The 18,988-nt window shown below is 44.2% G+C and carries 19 protein-coding genes; 5 read left to right on the top strand and 14 right to left on the bottom strand.

Annotation, left to right across the window (positions count from 1 at the left end):
• The 9 genes from FN831_RS13990 to FN831_RS13950 all read right to left on the bottom strand — a co-directional run bounded on the left by FN831_RS13990 (position 1) and on the right by FN831_RS13950 (position 8,782).
• Positions 1-1,068 (bottom strand): M20 family metallo-hydrolase, encoded by a 1,068-nt coding sequence (locus FN831_RS13990; protein WP_142528797.1) that lies wholly within the window; start codon positions 1,066-1,068, stop codon positions 1-3.
• A gap of 6 nt (positions 1,069-1,074) precedes the next feature.
• Positions 1,075-1,893 (bottom strand): pyrroline-5-carboxylate reductase, encoded by an 819-nt coding sequence (gene proC / locus FN831_RS13985; protein ID WP_142528796.1) that lies wholly within the window; start codon positions 1,891-1,893, stop codon positions 1,075-1,077.
• Between the two features lie 3 nt (positions 1,894-1,896).
• Complete coding sequence (gene argB / locus FN831_RS13980) at positions 1,897-2,685, bottom strand: acetylglutamate kinase (protein WP_185960476.1); 789 nt, start codon at positions 2,683-2,685, stop codon at positions 1,897-1,899.
• 2 nt (positions 2,686-2,687) lie between these two features.
• Positions 2,688-3,650, bottom strand: coding sequence for an alpha/beta fold hydrolase (locus FN831_RS13975; protein WP_142528794.1), 963 nt, complete (start codon positions 3,648-3,650; stop codon positions 2,688-2,690).
• Positions 3,651-3,675: 25 nt separating this feature from the next.
• The gene (locus tag FN831_RS13970; protein WP_142528793.1) at positions 3,676-4,641 is read right to left on the bottom strand and encodes a Rossmann-fold NAD(P)-binding domain-containing protein; all 966 of its coding nucleotides are present in this window, start codon (positions 4,639-4,641) and stop codon (positions 3,676-3,678) included.
• Positions 4,638-5,771 (bottom strand): aspartate aminotransferase family protein, encoded by a 1,134-nt coding sequence (locus FN831_RS13965; RefSeq protein WP_142528792.1) that lies wholly within the window; start codon positions 5,769-5,771, stop codon positions 4,638-4,640. The genes FN831_RS13970 and FN831_RS13965 overlap by 4 nt, the downstream gene beginning before the upstream one ends.
• Positions 5,772-5,846: 75 nt before the next feature.
• Positions 5,847-6,818, bottom strand: a complete 972-nt coding sequence (gene argC / locus FN831_RS13960) for an N-acetyl-gamma-glutamyl-phosphate reductase (RefSeq protein WP_142528791.1) — start codon at positions 6,816-6,818, stop codon at positions 5,847-5,849.
• Positions 6,808-8,001, bottom strand: a complete 1,194-nt coding sequence (gene argG / locus FN831_RS13955; RefSeq protein ID WP_142528790.1) for an argininosuccinate synthase — start codon at positions 7,999-8,001, stop codon at positions 6,808-6,810. The genes argC and argG overlap by 11 nt, the downstream gene beginning before the upstream one ends.
• A gap of 76 nt (positions 8,002-8,077) precedes the next feature.
• Positions 8,078-8,782 carry a GNAT family N-acetyltransferase gene (locus FN831_RS13950; protein ID WP_142528789.1) on the bottom strand — a complete coding sequence of 235 codons (705 nt, stop codon included), beginning with the start codon at positions 8,780-8,782 and terminating at the stop codon, positions 8,078-8,080.
• 594 nt (positions 8,783-9,376) lie between these two features.
• On the opposite strand from FN831_RS13950, the gene FN831_RS13945 reads away from it, so the two are divergent.
• From FN831_RS13945 to FN831_RS13935, 3 genes are read left to right on the top strand one after another with little or no spacing between them, the layout of a single operon-like run.
• Positions 9,377-10,453, top strand: coding sequence for an NADH:flavin oxidoreductase/NADH oxidase (locus FN831_RS13945; RefSeq protein WP_142528788.1), 1,077 nt, complete (start codon positions 9,377-9,379; stop codon positions 10,451-10,453).
• Between the two features lie 52 nt (positions 10,454-10,505).
• Complete coding sequence (locus tag FN831_RS13940; RefSeq protein WP_142528787.1) at positions 10,506-10,811, top strand: YbaB/EbfC family nucleoid-associated protein; 306 nt, start codon at positions 10,506-10,508, stop codon at positions 10,809-10,811.
• A gap of 16 nt (positions 10,812-10,827) precedes the next feature.
• Entirely contained in the window at positions 10,828-11,508 is a 681-nt protein-coding gene (locus FN831_RS13935; RefSeq protein ID WP_142528786.1) for a metal-dependent hydrolase, read from the top strand.
• A gap of 262 nt (positions 11,509-11,770) precedes the next feature.
• Here the strand turns inward: FN831_RS13935 and polA are convergent, their stop codons facing one another.
• From polA to trmB, 5 genes are all read right to left on the bottom strand, one after another.
• Positions 11,771-14,584 carry a DNA polymerase I gene (gene polA / locus FN831_RS13930; RefSeq protein ID WP_142528785.1) on the bottom strand — a complete coding sequence of 938 codons (2,814 nt, stop codon included), beginning with the start codon at positions 14,582-14,584 and terminating at the stop codon, positions 11,771-11,773.
• A gap of 71 nt (positions 14,585-14,655) precedes the next feature.
• A complete protein-coding gene (locus tag FN831_RS13925) occupies positions 14,656-15,351 on the bottom strand; it encodes a CPBP family glutamic-type intramembrane protease (RefSeq protein WP_142528784.1) in 696 nt (231 codons plus the stop codon).
• 2 nt (positions 15,352-15,353) lie between these two features.
• Entirely contained in the window at positions 15,354-15,917 is a 564-nt protein-coding gene (locus tag FN831_RS13920) for a DNA-3-methyladenine glycosylase I (protein WP_142528783.1), read from the bottom strand.
• 2 nt (positions 15,918-15,919) lie between these two features.
• Positions 15,920-16,246, bottom strand: a complete 327-nt coding sequence (locus FN831_RS13915) for an MGMT family protein (RefSeq protein WP_142528782.1) — start codon at positions 16,244-16,246, stop codon at positions 15,920-15,922.
• Entirely contained in the window at positions 16,246-16,896 is a 651-nt protein-coding gene (gene trmB / locus FN831_RS13910) for a tRNA (guanosine(46)-N7)-methyltransferase TrmB (protein ID WP_142528781.1), read from the bottom strand. The genes FN831_RS13915 and trmB overlap by 1 nt, the downstream gene beginning before the upstream one ends.
• Positions 16,897-17,040: 144 nt before the next feature.
• Here trmB and fcl point away from each other — a divergent pair, with 144 nt between their 5' ends.
• Together fcl and FN831_RS13900 are read left to right on the top strand one after the other, a co-directional pair.
• Complete coding sequence (fcl, locus tag FN831_RS13905) at positions 17,041-17,970, top strand: GDP-L-fucose synthase (RefSeq protein ID WP_142528780.1); 930 nt, start codon at positions 17,041-17,043, stop codon at positions 17,968-17,970.
• Positions 17,971-18,031: 61 nt separating this feature from the next.
• A complete protein-coding gene (locus FN831_RS13900; RefSeq protein ID WP_142528779.1) occupies positions 18,032-18,964 on the top strand; it encodes a hydrogen peroxide-inducible genes activator in 933 nt (310 codons plus the stop codon).
• Positions 18,965-18,988 lie beyond the last annotated feature (24 nt).

Raw genomic sequence — 18,988 nt, 5'->3', positions numbered from 1 at the left:
CTATTTCCCGTTAATCACCGGTTTAAGCATGTCAATATACAATGCTATTCCCGCAGCGATCTCATCTACATACACATATTCATCCGCCATATGTGATCTTGCAGAATCACCCGGGCCTACCTTAACCGAAGGGATGCTGAGTAAAGCCTGATCTGAGGTTGTTGGAGAACCATATGTGGTTCTTCCCATGGCAACGCCCGACTGAACCAGCGGGTGCTCCTTATCGATCGACGAGGGCTTTAGCCTGATTGATCTTGGCTGCACCTGGCAATCTACATTGGTGCGGATAATTTTGAGCACCTCTTCATTTGTATATGCATCAGTAACGCGTACATCTACGGTAAATGTGCAGGTTGCAGGCACTACATTATGCTGCGACCCGGCGTTGATGATCGTTACCGACATTTTTAAAGGGCCAAAAACTTCAGACACTTTAGAAAACCGGTAATTCCTGAACCAGTCGATATCTTTCAGTGCCTTATAAATCGCGTTGTCGCCCTCTTCCCTCGCAGCATGGCCCGCTTTTCCTGTAACAGTACAGTCCAGCACCAGTAAGCCCCGTTCTGCAATGGCCAGGTTCATTTCTGTAGGCTCACCCACAATGGCAAATTCCAATTCTCCAAGATCAGGGATCACAAGCTCCAGACCGTTGTTCCCTGATATTTCCTCTTCGGCAGTAGTGGCCAGGCAAATATTATAAGACAGTCCTTCCTGATCATAAAAATAAAGAAAGGTGGCGATCAGTGATACCAGGCAACCGCCGGCATCATTACTGCCAAGGCCGTAAAGTTTACCCTCTTCAATTACCGGTGCATAGGGGTCTCTGGTATAGCCAGAGTTTGGTTTTACCGTATCATGATGCGAATTTAACAGCACAGTAGGTTTGCCGGCATCATAATGTTTATTGTAAGCCCAGATATTGTTAAGCTTACGGTGTATTTTAATTTCTCGTTCCTGCAAAAATTGCCCGATCAGATCAGCTGTCTTATCCTCCTCTTTACTGAAAGACTGGATACTGATCAATTCTTTAAGCAACTCTAAACTATCCTTTTGCAGTTTTTCTATCATAATTATTTATCCCTTTGTATATAATTCTCCAGCTTTGGTGGCTGCAAGCTTGATGCCTTTGATCAGGGATGAGCTAAAACCATTGTGTTCCATCTCATTTAAGCCGGCAATGGTACATCCTTTTGGCGATGTTACTTTATCTATTTCCTGCTCAGGGTGCGATTGCATCTGCAGCAGCAGGTCTGCCGCACCTTTAGCAGTCTGCACCGCCATTTTAAGGGCCTCATCTGCATGAAAACCAATTTCTACACCGCCCTGCGATGCAGCACGGATAGCGCGCAGGAAGAAAGCAATACCGCAGGCACATAAAGCTGTGGCCGAAGTCATCAGGTCTTCATTGATCTTGATCACTGATCCTACTGTTTCGAACATCCTGGTCACCTCATCGATATGTTCTTTTGAAGCATTATCAGAGGCCACACAGGTCATGGATTGCCCGATGGCAATTGCTGTGTTAGGCATTGCACGGATCACCTCCAGTCCTTCTGCCAGTTTATTGCGGATATCGGCACAGCTAACGCCGGAAGCCACCGAGATCACTACATGTTTATTGATATTGATGACTGCTCCAATCTCTTCCATCAGCTGGTTCAGCTGCTGAGGCAAGACCGCCAGCACAATTACATCCGCAGCAGCAACAACTGCAGCGTTATCTGTGCTGACCCCAAATCCCTGATCAGCAAAATCCTTTAATTTATTGATATTTCTTCTGGTCAGGCTAATCTGATCAGCTTTCACATAATCTGCTTTAACCAAACCTTTGGCCAGCGAAAGTCCGATATTACCACTGCCCAGTATCGCTATATTTCCTGTAAACTGTCCCATAATCTAATCTATTAATCTGGTTCCAAAACCTTCTGTATCAATTTGAGGCAGTTCATCGGCCTTGCCGATATATACCGCTTTAACTCCCTGCCTGATGGCCTCAAAGGCATTATGCAGTTTGGGGATCATCCCACCGGAAACCACACCTTCATCTTTCAGCTGCTCAAATTCATTCCGTTTGATCTCTGTAACAAGAGAAAGATCATCTTCTACATCGCGGAGTACACCTTTTTTTTCAAAGCAGTAAACCAGACGTGTATCATAAACAGCAGACATTGCCACAGCAACTGCCGAGGCAATCGTATCTGCATTGGTGTTTAACAGCTGGGTATCACCGTCATGGGTAATTGCGCAGAGAACCGGTACCAGGCCGCTTTTCAGCAGGCTGTCCAGCGTTTGCACAGAAACAGAAGCTTCGTTCAGGTCGCCCACAAAACCGTAGTCGATGGATCCTACAGGACGCTTTACCGCCCTGATCACATTTCCGTCTGCCCCGCTCAGGCCGATGGCGTTACATCCCCTGGCCTGCAGCTGCGCCACCATGTTTTTATTGATGAGTCCGGCATACACCATCGTTACGATACGAAGCGTTTCAATATCGGTAATCCTGCGGCCATCTACCATTTTAGGCTCAATACCAAGAGAAGTTCCCAGCTCAGTGGCAATCTTTCCGCCACCATGAACCAGTATTTTATCGCCCGGCAAAGCAGTAAAGTCCAGCAGAAACTGATGCAGCTTCTCCGAACTGTCTATTACATTTCCGCCAATTTTTATAATTGTTAACTGCTTCATCTTTATTTTTTTAAAAAAGCATTGATGATCGGAAATTCCTTCTCAGGCTCTTCAACCTGCGGATTGTGGCCTGATTTCTCAAACATCACAAATTCTGCCTGAGGGCAGTATTCTTTATATTTTACCATCATCCATGGCGTTGCCACTCTGTCAAAACGGCCGCCCATAATCAAAACAGGCATTTTTAAATCCTTAAGCTGTTTACGGAAATCAAAAGTCCCGATATCACCGCCCACATAAAAATCACCATCACGTCCCACCATCTGGTAATACAGTTTGGTATTCATGCTGTTTGGGTAAGGCTTTCTGCCGCGACCGGTAAATTTATCCGGATTATACGCGTATAAAAATCCGTAAGGCACCTTTCCATAAATTTCCTGGTGCAGATCATCACTGGAAACTGCCCCCTGCTCCCGGATCTTCATCAGCTCTGCCCAAACTTCAGGGTAATTTGTTTTTATCTCATGGTTTGAATTGTCGTCGTTCTCCTGCCACATTGCATAACTGTGAAAGGTATTTGCCAGTATCAGGTGACTTACATTTGAAGGATATTTCAGGGCATATCCCTGCGCCACGAGTCCACCATAAGAATGGCCTAAAAGCGATATTTTATCCAGTTTTAAGGCTTTTCTCAGCCCTTCGATATCTTCAATATCCCTTTGCAGGCTATATTCTGTCACCAGTTTTGCGGTATCGGATTTACCCCTGCCAAAGGCGTCAAAATAAATCAGCTGGTGATTTGATGCAGCAAGGGCATCAAAGCTGCGTAAGCCGGGATGTGCACCGCCGGGCCCGCCTGCAATAAAGATCAGCGGATCGCCCGTACCTACAGTTACCACATACAGTTTAGCACCGTTTACGGTTACGTATTTACCGTCCGTCCAGCTATCTACAGTCTTCTGCTGCGCAAATGACATTGCTGTTAAAAAAAACATACAAAACAGAAGTCCGGTTTTCTTCATCATCAGATATTGGTTATTTGTTAAGATACTAAGCCAGACCCTGCAGCAGGTCTTTTAAAACAGCCTGTGCTGCCCATAAGCGGTTACCCGCTTCATGGATCACCAGCGAGTTTGGGCCATCCAGAATTTCTGATGAAAGCTCCAAGTCCCTGCGGACAGGTAAACAATGCATCACCTTCGCATTATTGGTATCCTTCAGCTTTTCATTGTTCATCATCCATCCTTCCGGGTAGGTAAGCACTTTACCGTATTCCTTAAAACTCGACCAGTTTTTCACATAGATATAATCTGCTCCCTTCAATGCTTCTTCCAGGTTGTACATGATATTGGCTCCCGGAGTAAAATCTTCAGACAGTTCATACCCTTCGGGCTGTACGATGGTAAAATCCAGCATATCCAAATCCTGTGCTTTGCACATCCATTCAGAAAATGAGTTGGGAACTGCCTGCGGCAATGCTTTAACATGCGGGGCCCAGGCCAGCACAACCTTTGGTTTAACTTCGCCTTTCCAGGTTTCCCTGATGGTTACCAGGTCGGCCAGGCTTTGCAGGGGATGGCGGGTAGCGCTTTCCAGGCTTACTACCGGTACGCCGCAATATTTAATAAACTTATTAAAGAAATCCTCATTGTAGTCTTCATCCCTGTTGGTCAGTTTTGGAAAAGAACGCAGGCCAAGGATATCGCAATACTGGCCCATTACAGCTGCAGCTTCGCGGATATGCTCAACGGTAGTTCCGTTCATCACTATACCATCTTCAGTTTCCAGCGCCCAGCCTTCTTTATCCATGTTCATCACCATTACACTCATACCGAGGTTGATTGCGGCTTTTTGAGTGCTCAGACGTGTACGCAGGCTTGGGTTCAGGAAAACCAGTCCGAGGGTTTTGTTTTTTCCCAGATGCTGGTGTGCATAAGGGTTTTCTTTTAATGCGAGGGCATCTTTTACCAATTGGTCAATGTCTTCAACATCATTTACAGAGGTGAATTGGTTCATCCTTTTAAGGCAATTTTAAAGTTTTCTAAAAAATGATCGGCTTGTTCTTTAGTCAGGTTGAGTGCAGGCAGCAGTCTGATTACGTTAGGCCTGGCCTCTCCTGTAAAGATATGTTGTTTAAATAACAAGTTCTTTTTAACCTGTGATAATTCTTCCGGAAGATCAATTCCTATCATCAGCCCACGTCCCCTTACCTCTTTAATTTCCCCGATCTTCTTCAGTTCGGTGATCAGGTAATTCCCAATCTCCTCTGCATTTTTCATCAGGTTATCCTGCTCCATTACTTCGAGCACTGCCAGTGCGGCAGCACAGGCCAGATGGTTACCTCCAAAGGTAGTGCCCAGCATATAGTGCCATGGCTTAAATTTGGGAGCAATAGAAATTCCGGCTACAGGAAAACCATTTCCCATACCTTTAGCCATCGTATATACATCAGCGTTTACGCCTGCATAATCATGTGAATAGAATATTCCCGTTCTGCCATAACCACATTGTACACTGTCAGCAATATACACGGCATTGTACTGATCGCAGAGTGTACGGATCAGCTGAAGGAAACTCTTTGAAGCCTCTTTAATACCGCCTACGCCCTGGATACCTTCAATGATGACAGAACTGATCTCATTGCCAAAGCTGGCAAAGGCATCTTTTAATGCCTGTTCATCGTTAAAAGGCAGAAAAACCACATTGTCCGTTTCGTTTACAGGAGCAATGATCTTTGGATTATCAGTAGCAGAAACTGCCAGAGAGGTTCTTCCATGGAAAGCGCCTTTAAAAGCGATGATCTTCTTTCTGCCGTTATAAAACGAGGCCATTTTCAGCGCATTTTCATTTGCTTCGGCACCTGAATTACAAAGGAACAGCTGGTAATCAGTTTTGCCTGATACTTTCCCCAGTTTCTCAGCCAGTTCTACCTGCAAAGGAATTTTTACTGAGTTGGAGTAAAAGCCAACTTTAGCCAGCTGATCAGTTAAACGTTTTACATAATGCGGATGGGTATGTCCGATAGAGATCACGGCATGTCCGCCGTATAAATCCAGATATTCCTGGCCGTTGGCGTCCCAGACAGTACTGCCCTGGGCCTTAACAATTTCTATATCATTTAATGGGTATACATCGAATAAGTTCATTTTTAAAAGTTTTGATCCGGAAAATTCCGGAGGATGAATAAAATAAGAATTTTGAGAGGTTTGAAACGGGCACGCTTAGAAAGCGCTTGCCTTTAAGCGCAGTCCCTGCCGCTCGTCAAGCCCAAACATTAAATTCATATTCTGCACAGCCTGTCCGCTCGCTCCTTTTAATAAATTGTCAATGATGCTGATTACCAGAAGCTGATCTCCATGTTTTTCTACATGGACAATCCCTTTACTTGTATTCACTACCTGTTTCAGGTCGATATTATTTTTGCTTACGTGTGTAAAAGGGTGTCCTGCATAGTAATCCTCATAAACCTTCAGCGCCTCTTCGGCCGTCAGGTCGCTTTCTACATACATCGCTGCCAGTATGCCTCTGGTAAAATCACCCCTCTGGGGGATAAAATGCAGGGGCACATCAAATTGTGCATCCAGCTGTACCAGGCTTTGCCCGATTTCATTCAGGTGCTGGTGATCAAAAGCTTTATATACAGAAAGGTTGTTATTGCGCCAGCTAAAGTGCGATGTAGGGCTCAATCCCTGTCCCGCACCGGTTGATCCGGTAGTGGCATTGATATGCACCGCATTTTTAATCAGTCCTTTTGCTGCCAGGGGCAGTAAGCCCAACTGGATACAGGTAGCAAAACAACCGGGGTTGGCAATAAATTTAGCCGTTCTGATACGCTCTCTGTTCAGTTCCGGCAAACCATATACCCAATCAGTGCCGGCAGCTCCAGCTAATCTGAAGTCCTGGCTCAGGTCAATAATTTTTATTCCCTCTTTTACCGGGTTTTCTTCGAGGAATTTCTTTGCCGTACCATGGCCTACGCATAAAAACAGCACATCAATATCTTGCGAAAGCTCTTCGGTAAAACGCAGGTCGGTATCACCAAGAAGGTCGGTATGCACGTCAGAAATCAGGTTCCCGCCGTTGCTGTTGCTGTGTACAAATGCAATCTCCACATCAGGGTGATTGATCAGCAGTCGCAACATCTCGCCACCTGTGTATCCGGCACTGCCAATTATACCTGCTTTAATCTTCATCGCTGTTTACTTTATGCCAGATCATTACCTGGTTGCCAAATATTTTAGAGAATCCTTTTACATCTTCGCCGCTCCAGGCATTGTTCATCTCACCGTAACTGCCAAACTTGTTGCTCATCAGGTCGTGATCAGATTCAATACCAATAATCTGGAACCTGTAAGGAAGCAATTCTACGAACACCGTACCACTAACGGTTTTCTGGGTATCTTCAAGAAAAGCTTCAATGTTGCGCATAACCGGATCGTGGAATTGTCCTTCATGCAGCCAGTTTCCGTAGAAAGAAGCCAGTTGCTCTTTCCATGACAGCTGCCATTTGGTAAGCGTATGTTTTTCCAGGGTATGGTGGGCTTTGATAATCACCATCGGCGCTGCTGCTTCAAAACCTACACGTCCCTTGATTCCGATAATGGTATCACCAACGTGGATATCGCGGCCAATGCCGTAAGGCTGGGCAATCGCCTGCAGTTGCTGGATGGCTTTTACAGGATCAAGTTTTTCACCGTCTATACCTGTAAGTTCTCCTTTTTCAAAAGTAAGTTCAATTTTACGGCTTTCGGTTTCCGAAACCTGGGTTGGCCATGCTTCTTCCGGAAGAGTTTCATTGGAGGTAAGTGTTTCTTTACCGCCTACAGATGTTCCCCATAAACCTTTGTTAATAGAATACCTTGCTTTTTCAGCAGTATATTCTACACCATGATTATTTAAATATTCTATTTCCGCTTCGCGGGATAATTTAAGATCTCTGATCGGTGTAATGATTTCAACGTTAGGAATGATGATATTAAAGATCATATCAAATCTCACCTGGTCGTTACCGGCACCGGTACTGCCATGTGCTACGTAATCGGCACCAATTTTTTTCACATAGTTTGCAATGGCAGTAGCCTGGCTCACGCGTTCGGCACTTACAGAAAGCGGGTATGTGGCATTTTTTAATACGTTACCAAACACCAGATATTTAATACATCCCGCATAATAATTTGCAGTTTCATCTACTACAGCATGAGAAGCAACACCCAGGGCATATGCTCTTTTTTCGATTTCCTGTAATTCTTCATCAGAAAAACCACCTGTATTCACAATCACTGAATGCACTTCAAGACCGCGGTCTTGTGCAAGATGAATACAGCAAAATGAAGTATCTAAACCTCCGCTAAAAGCTAAAACTACTTTCTTTTTCATTAGTTGTCTATTGTTTGTTATCGGTGATGAAGCTTGCATTGCATGCAGGTTTCATTATGTATAATATTGTTTGTTATTATTTAAAAAAGAGCGATGACAGTTGCAGGATAGACTTTAGCCCGCCTTTATCATCAGATTTTGGCTTGAGCACAAGTCTTTGTTTGATGCGCATAAAGCGTTCATACAATTTTGGCTTGCGCTGCAGCTCTTCTGCAAATTTCTTGGCCACATCGTGTTTTTGCGTCGCAGGGTCATACAGCATTGCTGTACACATACAATTTTTGCGGTCCTTGCTTTTCAGGATCTCAAAATTCACACAGCTCTGGCAGCCTTTCCAAAATTCTTCATCCTGGGTTAATTCAGAATAGGTTACAGGCTCGTAACCAAGGTCGGAGTTGATTTTCATTACCGCAAGCCCCGTAGTTAAACCAAATATTTTGGCTTTAGGGTACTTTTGTCTCGACAACTCAAATATTTTTTCTTTGATCGTATGTGCCAGTCCCACTTTCCTGAATTTAGGACTAACTACCAAACCAGAATTGGCCACAAACTGTCCGTGGCTCCAGGTTTCAATATAACAGAACCCGGCCCATGAGCCATCTTTATGAAAAGCAATCACAGATTTCCCTTCAGACATCTTTCCAGCTACGTAGTCCGGGGAACGTTTAGCGATACCTGTCCCTCTTGCTTTTGCAGATTCGGCCATTTCTTCACAGATTTCTTCTGCAAAAACACGATGTTCAGGAAGTGCAACCTGCACTATAAAATCGTTTATATTCATTAATAGTTAACGAAAAAAAATAAATATTCTGATTAATTGGTTTTGAATGGAGAGGACAAACCTCTGGGATAGAGTAAAGATATAACTCAAATACGGGGTGTATAATTTTGCCGGCTGGTTGTTACATAAATGACAGGCTGCAAACGCTCAATATATAAACTCCTCGCAGCAATATTTTTTGCTGTTACAATGGAAAGTTTATGTGTGGCTTGCTTTATCATTTTCTGTATAAATCCCGCTTTAAATTACTGAAGGTGTAAAGGTTTAAATAAATATTGAGTTGTGCAATACGTTTTCAATTTTTTTACATTGAATCAACTCCCGCATCATCCCCTGATGCACATACAAAAATAGGCTTAATTTAAAAAACAGCAGCAAAATAATATTAAATCTATGTTATTTTTTATCGGCCGTCCTATTGGTAAAACCATTTACCAGGCGCCAGATGACCTCTGCTTTTAATACCACCTATCATCGTTTCACAAAAACAATGCCTGATCTGTGTATCTGATTTCTGTCATATGTTATCTGTCAAAACACATATAGAAATATTTTGTGTTACTATCATTTAATTTGTACAAAAAATCAATTCTTATGTCTATCCTTGTATCGCCCTTTAACATCAAAAATGTCCATCTAAAAAACAGGATCGTAGTCTCTCCCATGTGCCAATATTCTGCGAAGGATGGGTTTGCGAACGACTGGCATCTAGTCCATTTAGGCAGCCGCGCTGTAGGCGGTGCGGCCCTGATCATCCAGGAAGCCACCTCTGTATCTCCGGAAGGCAGGATTTCACCTTATGACCTTGGGATCTGGTCTGACGAACATATTTCATTCTTAAAACGCATCACCGCTTTCATCAAGGAAAACGGCGCAGTGCCGGGTGTACAACTTGCTCATGCCGGAAGAAAAGCCAGCTTTGATACGCCCTGGAATGGCAGTAAACAAATCACAGAAGCGGATGGCGGATGGAAAACAGTAGCGCCCAGTGCCATTCCTCATACCGATGGAAATGTTGCTCCTGAAGAACTAAGCATTGAAGGGATTGAAAAAATAAAGGCTGATTTCAGGTCGGCCGCCAAAAGATGTATCGAAGCCGGATATGAGGTATTGGAGCTACATGCAGCTCACGGTTACCTACTGCACCAGTTCCTTTCTCCGCTGAGCAACCAGCGTACCGACGAATATGGCGGCAGTTTTGAAAACAGGATACGTTTTACACTTGAAATAGTTGCCGCTACCCAGGAAGTATGGCCTCCTAAGAACCCGCTGTTTGTACGTATATCCGCTACGGACTGGGCGGAAGGGGGCTGGGCTCCCGAAGAATCTGTAAAACTTTCGGCCATACTGAAGGATAAAGGTGTAGATCTTATTGATGTATCCTCCGGCGGTAACGTCTCTTATCAGCAGATCCCGCTCTCTCCCGGCTATCAGGTACCTTTTGCCGAAGCCATTAAAAAGGAAACAGGTGCTTTAACCGGCGCAGTAGGCCTGATCACGGAGGCAAAACAGGCGGAGGAGATCCTTCAGGAAGGCAAAGCCGATCTGATTATTATGGCCAGAGAACTACTGAGAGATCCTTATTTTCCCCTGCATGCCGCGTATGAACTTGATGAAGAACCAGAATGGCCTGAGCAATACGAAAGGGCCAAACCACGAAAAAAAGGATAAATCTTTAAACCAAAATCCCTTACTTTCGTTTTTAATTTAAACCCAGATTATTATGTTCGATAAATTAATGGCTGCTCAGCAAAAAGCTGAAGAAATAAAAAAACGCCTGGATACAGTTTCTGTTTTTGCAGAAGTTGAGGGCGGTGCAATCAAGGTTACTGCCACTGCCAATAAAGCAATTACGGCAATAGAAATCAACGAGGATTTCTTTAAAGATGCAGATAAAGAAGAAGTTGAAGAACTGCTGCTTACGGCGATCAATAAGGTGCTTCAACAGGCAGAGGATGTGAGTGCAAGGGAAATGCAGGCCGCTACTCAGGATATGCTGGGTGGTTTGGGCGGTATGTTTGGAAATTAGTTAAATATTAAAAAATATGAAATTCACGTATTACGGACATTCTACTTTCCTTCTGGAAGCAGCAGGAAAGAAGTTTCTTTTTGATCCTTTTATTACGCATAACCCACTGGCCTCCGCCGTTGACGTCTCAGCAATTGAAGCGGATTACATCTTTGTGAGCCATGGGCATGGTGACCACACCGGTGATCTTGTACAATTGGGCAAACAAACCGGCGCAAAGATCATTGCAATGGCAGAAGTGGCACAATGGGCAGGAAGCCAGGGCCTCACAAATATTCATGCCATGAATTACGGTACGTATCAATTTGATTTTGGTAAGGTACGCATGGTCTGGGCTACACACTCCAGCTCAATGCCCGACGGCAGTTACGGTGGTAATCCTGCTGGTTTTGTAGTGGAACTGGAAGGAAAATCTGTTTATTATGCGGGTGATACTTCCCTCAATATGGACATGAAACTGCTGGCCGAGCTTTATGCCCTGGATTACGCGATCCTGCCGGTTGGAGGTAATTACACGATGGATCCGGATGATGCGCTGATCGCTGCAAAATTTGTGAACTGTGACCGTATTATTGGCGTTCATTACAATACTATGCCTGAGATCACTATTGATCTGGAAGTAGCAGTGGCGAAGTTTGCAAGAGAGAACAAGCAGTTGATGTTACCAGGTATTGGCGAGACAATCGAATTAGTGTAACTTTATCGGTGTTCGTCGCTGTACAATATTTTTCATCTCTTTACAATATTTGAAGATGATCTGGCTTCGCTGAAAAAAATGATACCCTTTTTCGATGCTGCATTAATTTGCTATGCAAACAAACGCTAGGCATCGAAAAAGGGTATCAATTTTTTTTAAGCTTATCCTGTAGCATGGTGGCTTTTAAAATTCCTCAGACATTAGCTCCTTTTATATCTGGCGCAATAAGGCTACCACAGCAATATTATTCCAAACCCAAGTTTTAATGTGCCTCCAGCCAGGTACTGCCCTCCCCGATCTCGATTTCTATTGGAACGGTTGTTTTGATGGCTGTTTTCATCCGGTGGCTGATGATGGCCTTCATGGCATCCACTTCGGATTTCAATACGTCGAACACAAGTTCATCATGTACCTGCATCGTCATTTTAGACTGTAACTGCTGGTCTTTGATATCCTGATGAATATTGATCATCGCAATTTTGATCATATCCGCAGCAGAGCCCTGGATAGGTGCGTTGATTGCATTTCGCTCCGCAAAACCACGAACCGTCTGGTTAGCCGAATTGATATCCCTCAGGTATCTTCTTCTTCCCATAATCGTTTCCACAAAACCATATTCACGGGCAAAGTTCATGGTATCCGTCATGTATCTTTTGATACCTGGATACTGCGCAAAGTATTGTTCAATCATCTCGGCAGCTTCTTTCCTCGGGATGCCCAGGTTCTGCGATAAACCGAAAGCAGACTGTCCGTAGATAATTCCAAAGTTTACTGCTTTTGCATTTCTTCGCTGGGTTGAAGTCACTTCCTCAATGGTCACGCCATATACCTTTGCCGCTGTAGCAGTGTGGATGTCGATTCCATTGTTGAAAGCGAACAGCATGTTCTCTTCCTTGCTGATATCGGCAATAATGCGCAGTTCTATCTGCGAGTAATCCGCCGAAAGGAGCACATGGTTCTCATCTCTTGGGATAAAAGCTTTGCGCACTTCCCTGCCGCGTTCTGTGCGGATTGGAATGTTCTGCAGATTGGGGTTGTTGGAACTCAGCCTGCCGGTTGCGGCTACGGCCTGGTTATAACTGGTGTGTACACGGCCCGTTTTTGGATTAACCAGCAGCGGCAGGGCATCAACATAGGTAGATTTGAGCTTTTGCAACTGGCGGAAATCCAGGATATCTTTTACGATATCGCTTTTATGGGCCAGGGCAGACAACACATCTTCACCGGTCTGGTACTGTCCGGTTTTTGTTTTCTTTGCTTTTGGATCAAGCTGTAATTTATCAAACAGCACTTCTCCCAGCTGCTTTGGCGAAGCCAGGTTAAATACTACACCGGCTTTATCATAAACACTCTGTTCAAAACGGCGGATATCGATTTCCAGTTCAGCAGAATAACTGATCAGGGTATCCATATCTATTCTTACACCTTCCTTTTCCATATCTGCCAGTACGTATACCAGCGGATTTTCAATATTTGTCAGCAGCTCTTCTGCATTCAGCTCTTTTAGAATAGGCTTAAACACATTGGCCAGCTGCAGCGTAACGTCAGCGTCTTCCGCGGCGTAATTTACTACGGTCTCAACCGGCACATCCCGCATGGTGCCCTGGTTTTTACCTTTAGGCCCAATCAGCGAGGTAATAGAGATAGGTGTGTAACCCAGGTAATTTTCTGAAAGCACATCCATATTATGACGTGTATCCGGGTCAATCAGATAGTGGGCCAGCATCGTATCAAACAGCCTGCCTTTAATATCTACATTATACCATTTCAGTACCAGGATATCATATTTGATATTTTGTCCTGTCTTGGCAATATTTTCATTTTCCAATACCGGCCTGAATTCGTCAACTATGGCCTGGGCCTCCTGCTGATCTGCGGGAACAGGAATATACCAGCCTTTTCCCACGTCGATACAAAACGATAAACCTACAAGTTCAGCAATGTTGGCATCCGTGCCGGTGGTTTCCGTGTCAAACGAGATATCAGCCTGCTGGAGTAGTAAACTGATTAGCTCCTTCCGTTTTTCAGGCGTATCGATCAGCTGATAATCAGGATTGGTATCTGCGATGGTACGGCCCACAGGCGGCTGCTCAAATAAATTAGGGAGCTGGTCGAACATTTTGGCTTTAGACTGTGGTTCATCAACTGAATTCCCAAAAAGATCTGTCTGCTGTGAGACAGCGGCTTTCGCGTCACCGATATTAAAGCCGTCACCAAATACCCTGCGGCCCAGGGTCCTGAACTCCAGTTCTGCAAACAGCGGCTCCAGCAAGTCCCTGCTTGGTTCTTCAAGCAGCAACGAAGCCTCATCAAATTCTACCGGAACATCCAGTATAATGGTAGCCAGTTTTTTTGAGATCAGCCCCTGTTCTGCAAAAGCCTCTACATTTTCGCGCTGTTTCCCTTTTAGTTCGTGGGAATTGGCAATAATATTCTCCATCGAACCATACTGTTTGATCAGCAGTTTTGCGGTTTTCTCGCCAATTCCGGGGATGCCCGGTATATTATCTACCGCATCGCCCCACAGGCCCAGTATATCGATTACCTGTAATACATTCTCTATTTCCCATTTTGCCAAAACCTGGGGCACGCCAATGATTTCCATCTCATTGCCCATCCGGGCGGGTTTGTAGATGAAAATATTGTCAGATACCAGCTGTGCAAAATCTTTATCAGGCGTCATGCAAAAAACGGTAAAACCTTCTTTTTCTGCTTCTTTGGCCAGGGTACCAATGATATCATCCGCCTCAAAACCATCTTTAGTGATCACCGGGATATTAAAGCCCTCTATAAGTTTAAAAATATAGGGCAGTGCCGAGGCCAGGTCTTCCGGCATGGCTTGCCGGTGTGCTTTATAGGCAACAAAATCTGTATGTCTTTCTGTAGGTGCGTCCGTATCAAAAACTACGGCGATATGACTTGGCCTTTCTTTTCTCAGGACTTCCATTAAAGTATTGGCAAAGCCCATTACTGCCGAAGTGTTGATCCCGGTAGAAGTAAACCGCGGTGTCTTACTCAATGCAAAATGCGCCCTGTAAATCAGCGCCATACCGTCAAGCAGGAAAAGTTTTTTCATCAGTTTTATATTTTTATTATTGCCGTTCAAAGTTAACCGCTGCAATTTATGAAAACTAATCAGTAAGCGCTTTACTGTTGTATGAAAAGTGCGGTGACAAAGAATAAATTGTAAAGTGCATGAAGCGCTATAGAATATCTTAAACCATAGAATATCCGGGTAAAACCCAGTACAAGTCCGATCGCCAGCTGTGGCAAAGTATACAGCAGGCCAAAAGGCAGCAGGTCAAGGCCTTTTTGAAAGTTTGCCAGATGCAGCAATGCAAAACAGATAGCTGTAAGATGAAAATGCCAGGGATATACGCGCTTCCAGAATACAAACTTCCTGGTTACGCTGCCGGCAATGGTAAAGCGGTAGACCATAAACAGGATGCCAAAAATAACAGGGCTCACAAGAAATGCCCAGTATGTTTTTAATATTGCACTGAGCAGCGCCCCGCAGATAAAGGATATAAACAGGAGCATCCCCGAAAAGCGTTTCAGCTGCGCCCTGAAAATCAGTTCTTCCAGTATTGGCGCTATCAGTACAGCACCCATAAAAAACTGGAATTTTGACACCGCATTTGGGTCTAAAACCGTTGGGCCGGGATCAGGTATCAGTTTAAAATGTACAAGCATCTGGGAAAAATATCCTGCTGCAGCCCCCGCAAGCAGGCAGATCGCCGTCAGCCTTAATAAAACTAACAAAGGATTTCTTAGCCTGCCCGGAACAGCATGCATCCAGGGCCATTTGATATACCAGAGAAACATGAGGAAAATACTTATCATCCCTATTTTGCTATGCAGCCTTCAATATGATCATTCACCATCCCGGTAGCCTGCATATGTGCATAACAGATGGTTGTTCCAAAGAACTTAAATCCCCGCTTCTTCATATCCTTGCTGATGGCATCAGATATCTCTGTACGCGCAGGCACATCTGCCATCGTTTTGACCTTATTGTTGAGGGGTTCTTTCCCCGGCATAAATCCCCACAGATAATCTGCAAATGAACCAAATTCCTTTTGTATCCCTATAAACAGTCCTGCATTCCCAATTGCCGCATTCACCTTGAGCTTATTTCTGATAATTCCCGGATCATTCATCAGCCGCTCCACATCCCCGGCATCAAATGCAGCTACTTTGTGTACATCAAAACCGGCAAAGGCTTTTCTGTATCCTTCGCGCCGGCGCAAAATAGTGATCCAGCTTAATCCTGCCTGTGCCCCCTCAAGGATCAGGAACTCAAATAAAATACGGTCATCGCGAACAGGCTTGCCCCATTCTTCATCATGATATTTAATATACAGCGGGTCGCTGCCGCACCAGCTGCATCTTTTCAGTTCTTCCTCCATGATTACAGCTCCAGGGCAGGGTCCCAGAAATATTTTTTAAAGTTTTTAACCTGATCATGCTCTACTTCCACGCCTTCGTTTTCCAGCAGCTGCTGCATCAGTTCGGGCGGGGAAAAATGGAAACGGCCGGTGAGCAGGCCTTTGGCATTCACCACGCGGTGTGCCGGAACAGGAGGATGGGTGCCATGCGCATTGTTCATCGCATATCCTACCATCCGCGAAGATTTGGCGGCACCAAGGCTTCTGGCAATGGCCACATAGGATGTTACCCTTCCTGCCGGAATGAGCCTTACCAGCTCATGAACCTGCTCATAAAACGATTGTTCCATTATTCAAAAGAGAATTGTATATAATTGATATTCTTATCTTGTTTTAAATAAATCCGTTCGTAGTGTGTTTTAATTTTCAGCACATCATCATAAAACTCCGACTGATACAGTTCTCCTGTGCTTTTATGACAGATCAGCTTTTCCTGTGCTACCACATCGGCAGTATAGGCATACAGTCCGTCGTTATCAGTTTTCAGGTTGATTTTACCGCCAGGTTTTAAAAAGTGTTTATACTTGTTCAAAAAGCCGGGGAAGGTTAAACGCTTTTTCTCCCTGCTGTCCTGGGGCTGAGGGTCAGGAAAAGTGATCCATATTTCGTCCACCTCGTCTTTTCCAAAATATTCTACGATATCTTCAATCTGGATCCGGAGAAAAGCAAGGTTGCTGATGTTTTCGTCTACTCCCGTTCTGGCACCTCTCCAGATGCGGTTACCTTTTAAATCTATTCCTATAAAGTTTTTTTCAGGGAAGAATTTTGCCATGTTAACGGCATATTCCCCTTTACCGCAAGCCAGCTCTAAAACGATCGGATTGTCATTTTTAAAATGTTGTAATGCCCATTTGCCCTGCAAATCTTTCCCTTCTTCCATCTGATACACATTATGAAAGGTATCTATTTCGGCAAACTTCCTTAACTTATCTTTACCCACTGTTGTTTTTTATGCAAAACTACGATTTAATATTCTTTTGGCTATACAGGTTTCGCCCTCAAAAACGTTGAAGACTGTATAATGTAACAGATAAAAATAATTATATTTACGACATAATCTGTAGACACCTTTAAAAAAAACACCTTGGAAAAGAGCGCAAAAATTTACATCGCAGGACACCGCGGCATGGTCGGATCAGCCATACACCGCAAATTAGTTAAAGAGGGTTATTCAAACATCATTACCAGGACTTCAGCAGAACTGGATTTGCGGGACCAGCAGGCGGTAACGGACTTTTTTGAGCTGGAGAAACCTGAGTATGTTTTCTTAGCTGCAGCAAAAGTTGGGGGCATAGTTGCCAACAATACCTACAGGGCAGATTTCCTGTATGAGAACCTGGCCATTCAGAACAATGTCATCCACCAGGCTTACAAAACTGATGTTAAAAAATTAATGTTCCTGGGTTCAAGCTGTATTTATCCAAAATTAGCGCCGCAGCCCTTAAAGGAAGATTACCTTTTAACAGGTTTGCTTGAAGAGACCAATGAACCTTACGCCATTGCTAAAATAGCCGGAATTAAAATGTGCGATGCATACCGCGCCCAGTATGATTCTAATTTTATCTCTGTAATGCCTACTAACCTCTACGGTTATAATGATAATTATCACCCTCAGAACTCTCACGTGCTTCCCGCACTGATCCGCAAGTTCCATGAGGCAAAAATAAATTCATCACCAGAAGTGGTGGTATGGGGATCAGGATCACCTATGCGCGAGTTCTTATTCGCAGATGACCTGGCAGATGCCTGCTACTTCCTGATGGAAAGTTACAATGAGCCCAACCTCATCAATATTGGTACAGGTGTAGATCTTACCATTAAAGATCTTGCCCTGCTGATTAAAAAGGTAGTCGGTTTTGAAGGCGACCTTAAATTTGACAGCACCAAGCCCGATGGAACACCGCGTAAGCTTATGGATGTATCCAAACTGCATGGCCTGGGATGGAAACATCAGATAGATCTGGAAGAAGGCATACAACTGGCATACCACGATTTCCTGGCAAAATACGTTTAAAAAACACAGTTATCGATAGCTAAAGTTTATATCTTTGTAAAAGAGAATAAACTTTAGCTATATGACTTTAGTACAACTGGAATACATTGTAGCTGTAGATACCTACAGAAGCTTTGTTGGGGCGGCCGACAAATGTTTCGTTACACAGCCTACCTTAAGCATGCAGATCCAAAAGCTTGAAGAGATGTTGAATGTTAAAATATTTGACAGAAGCAAGCAGCCGGTAATCCCTACCGAAATCGGTTCACAAATTATAGAGCAGGCACGACTCATTCTTCAGGAAAGCCATAAGATCAAGGAACTGATCAGCAGCCAGCAGCAGGATATCGTTGGCGAACTTAAAGTAGGCATCATTCCCACCGTTGCCCCCTACCTTTTACCGCAGGTGATTGCGGCGATGATGGAGAAATACCCCGATCTCAAATTGCTGATCTGGGAATATACTACCGAAGATATCATCCACCATCTTAAAACCGGTGTGCTGGATTGCGGCATTCTGGCTACGCCGCTGGCCGATAATGCCATTACAGAGATCCCTCTTTATTATGAAACCTTTGTGACCTATATCAGCAAAAACAGCAAGCTTTTCAAGAAAAAGAATATTGATGCCAATGACCTCGAAGATGAAAATATCTGGCTTCTAAATGAAGGGCACTGCATGCGCTCGCAGGTGCTCAACATCTGCCGCTCTACCAAAGACAACCGCCTGCAGGGCCTTACCTATAACACCGGAAGCGTAGAAACACTGATCCGCATGGTAGACATGAATAACGGGGCTACGTTGCTGCCTGAACTGGCACTGGTAGATCTTACACCAAAGCAGCTGAGCAAAGTCCGCTCCTTTAAATCTCCCGAGCCGGTACGCGAAATCAGCCTGGCAACACACAAAAACTATATTAAAAAGAGAATGCTGAATGCCTTTAAGGAAGAAATCCTTGCAGTAATACCAAAGGCGATGAAGCAGAAGAAAAAGAAAGACGTGGTAGGTATATAGATAAAAATAGGGTGATACGATCGT

The organism is Pedobacter westerhofensis (assembly GCF_900182595.1).
GTDB classification, from domain to species: domain Bacteria; phylum Bacteroidota; class Bacteroidia; order Sphingobacteriales; family Sphingobacteriaceae; genus Pedobacter; species Pedobacter westerhofensis.
Note: the sequence above shows the minus strand (reverse complement) of the source record. Positions and strands in the feature narration are given on the sequence as shown.

What these genes read in the sequence shown, in the direction of transcription:
- FN831_RS13990 (WP_142528797.1), bottom strand. Translation starts at nt 1,068, where the DNA reads ATGATAGAAAAACTGCAAAAGGATAGTTTAGAGTTGCTTAAAGAATTG.
- proC (WP_142528796.1), bottom strand. Translation starts at nt 1,893, where the DNA reads ATGGGACAGTTTACAGGAAATATAGCGATACTGGGCAGTGGTAATATC.
- argB (WP_185960476.1), bottom strand. Translation starts at nt 2,685, where the DNA reads ATGAAGCAGTTAACAATTATAAAAATTGGCGGAAATGTAATAGACAGT.
- FN831_RS13975 (WP_142528794.1), bottom strand. Translation starts at nt 3,650, where the DNA reads ATGATGAAGAAAACCGGACTTCTGTTTTGTATGTTTTTTTTAACAGCA.
- FN831_RS13970 (WP_142528793.1), bottom strand. Translation starts at nt 4,641, where the DNA reads ATGAACCAATTCACCTCTGTAAATGATGTTGAAGACATTGACCAATTG.
- FN831_RS13965 (WP_142528792.1), bottom strand. Translation starts at nt 5,771, where the DNA reads ATGAACTTATTCGATGTATACCCATTAAATGATATAGAAATTGTTAAG.
- argC (WP_142528791.1), bottom strand. Translation starts at nt 6,818, where the DNA reads ATGAAGATTAAAGCAGGTATAATTGGCAGTGCCGGATACACAGGTGGC.
- argG (WP_142528790.1), bottom strand. Translation starts at nt 8,001, where the DNA reads ATGAAAAAGAAAGTAGTTTTAGCTTTTAGCGGAGGTTTAGATACTTCA.
- FN831_RS13950 (WP_142528789.1), bottom strand. Translation starts at nt 8,782, where the DNA reads ATGAATATAAACGATTTTATAGTGCAGGTTGCACTTCCTGAACATCGT.
- FN831_RS13945 (WP_142528788.1), top strand. Translation starts at nt 9,377, where the DNA reads ATGTCTATCCTTGTATCGCCCTTTAACATCAAAAATGTCCATCTAAAA.
- FN831_RS13940 (WP_142528787.1), top strand. Translation starts at nt 10,506, where the DNA reads ATGTTCGATAAATTAATGGCTGCTCAGCAAAAAGCTGAAGAAATAAAA.
- FN831_RS13935 (WP_142528786.1), top strand. Translation starts at nt 10,828, where the DNA reads ATGAAATTCACGTATTACGGACATTCTACTTTCCTTCTGGAAGCAGCA.
- polA (WP_142528785.1), bottom strand. Translation starts at nt 14,584, where the DNA reads ATGAAAAAACTTTTCCTGCTTGACGGTATGGCGCTGATTTACAGGGCG.
- FN831_RS13925 (WP_142528784.1), bottom strand. Translation starts at nt 15,351, where the DNA reads ATGATAAGTATTTTCCTCATGTTTCTCTGGTATATCAAATGGCCCTGG.
- FN831_RS13920 (WP_142528783.1), bottom strand. Translation starts at nt 15,917, where the DNA reads ATGGAGGAAGAACTGAAAAGATGCAGCTGGTGCGGCAGCGACCCGCTG.
- FN831_RS13915 (WP_142528782.1), bottom strand. Translation starts at nt 16,246, where the DNA reads ATGGAACAATCGTTTTATGAGCAGGTTCATGAGCTGGTAAGGCTCATT.
- FN831_RS13900 (WP_142528779.1), top strand. Translation starts at nt 18,032, where the DNA reads ATGACTTTAGTACAACTGGAATACATTGTAGCTGTAGATACCTACAGA.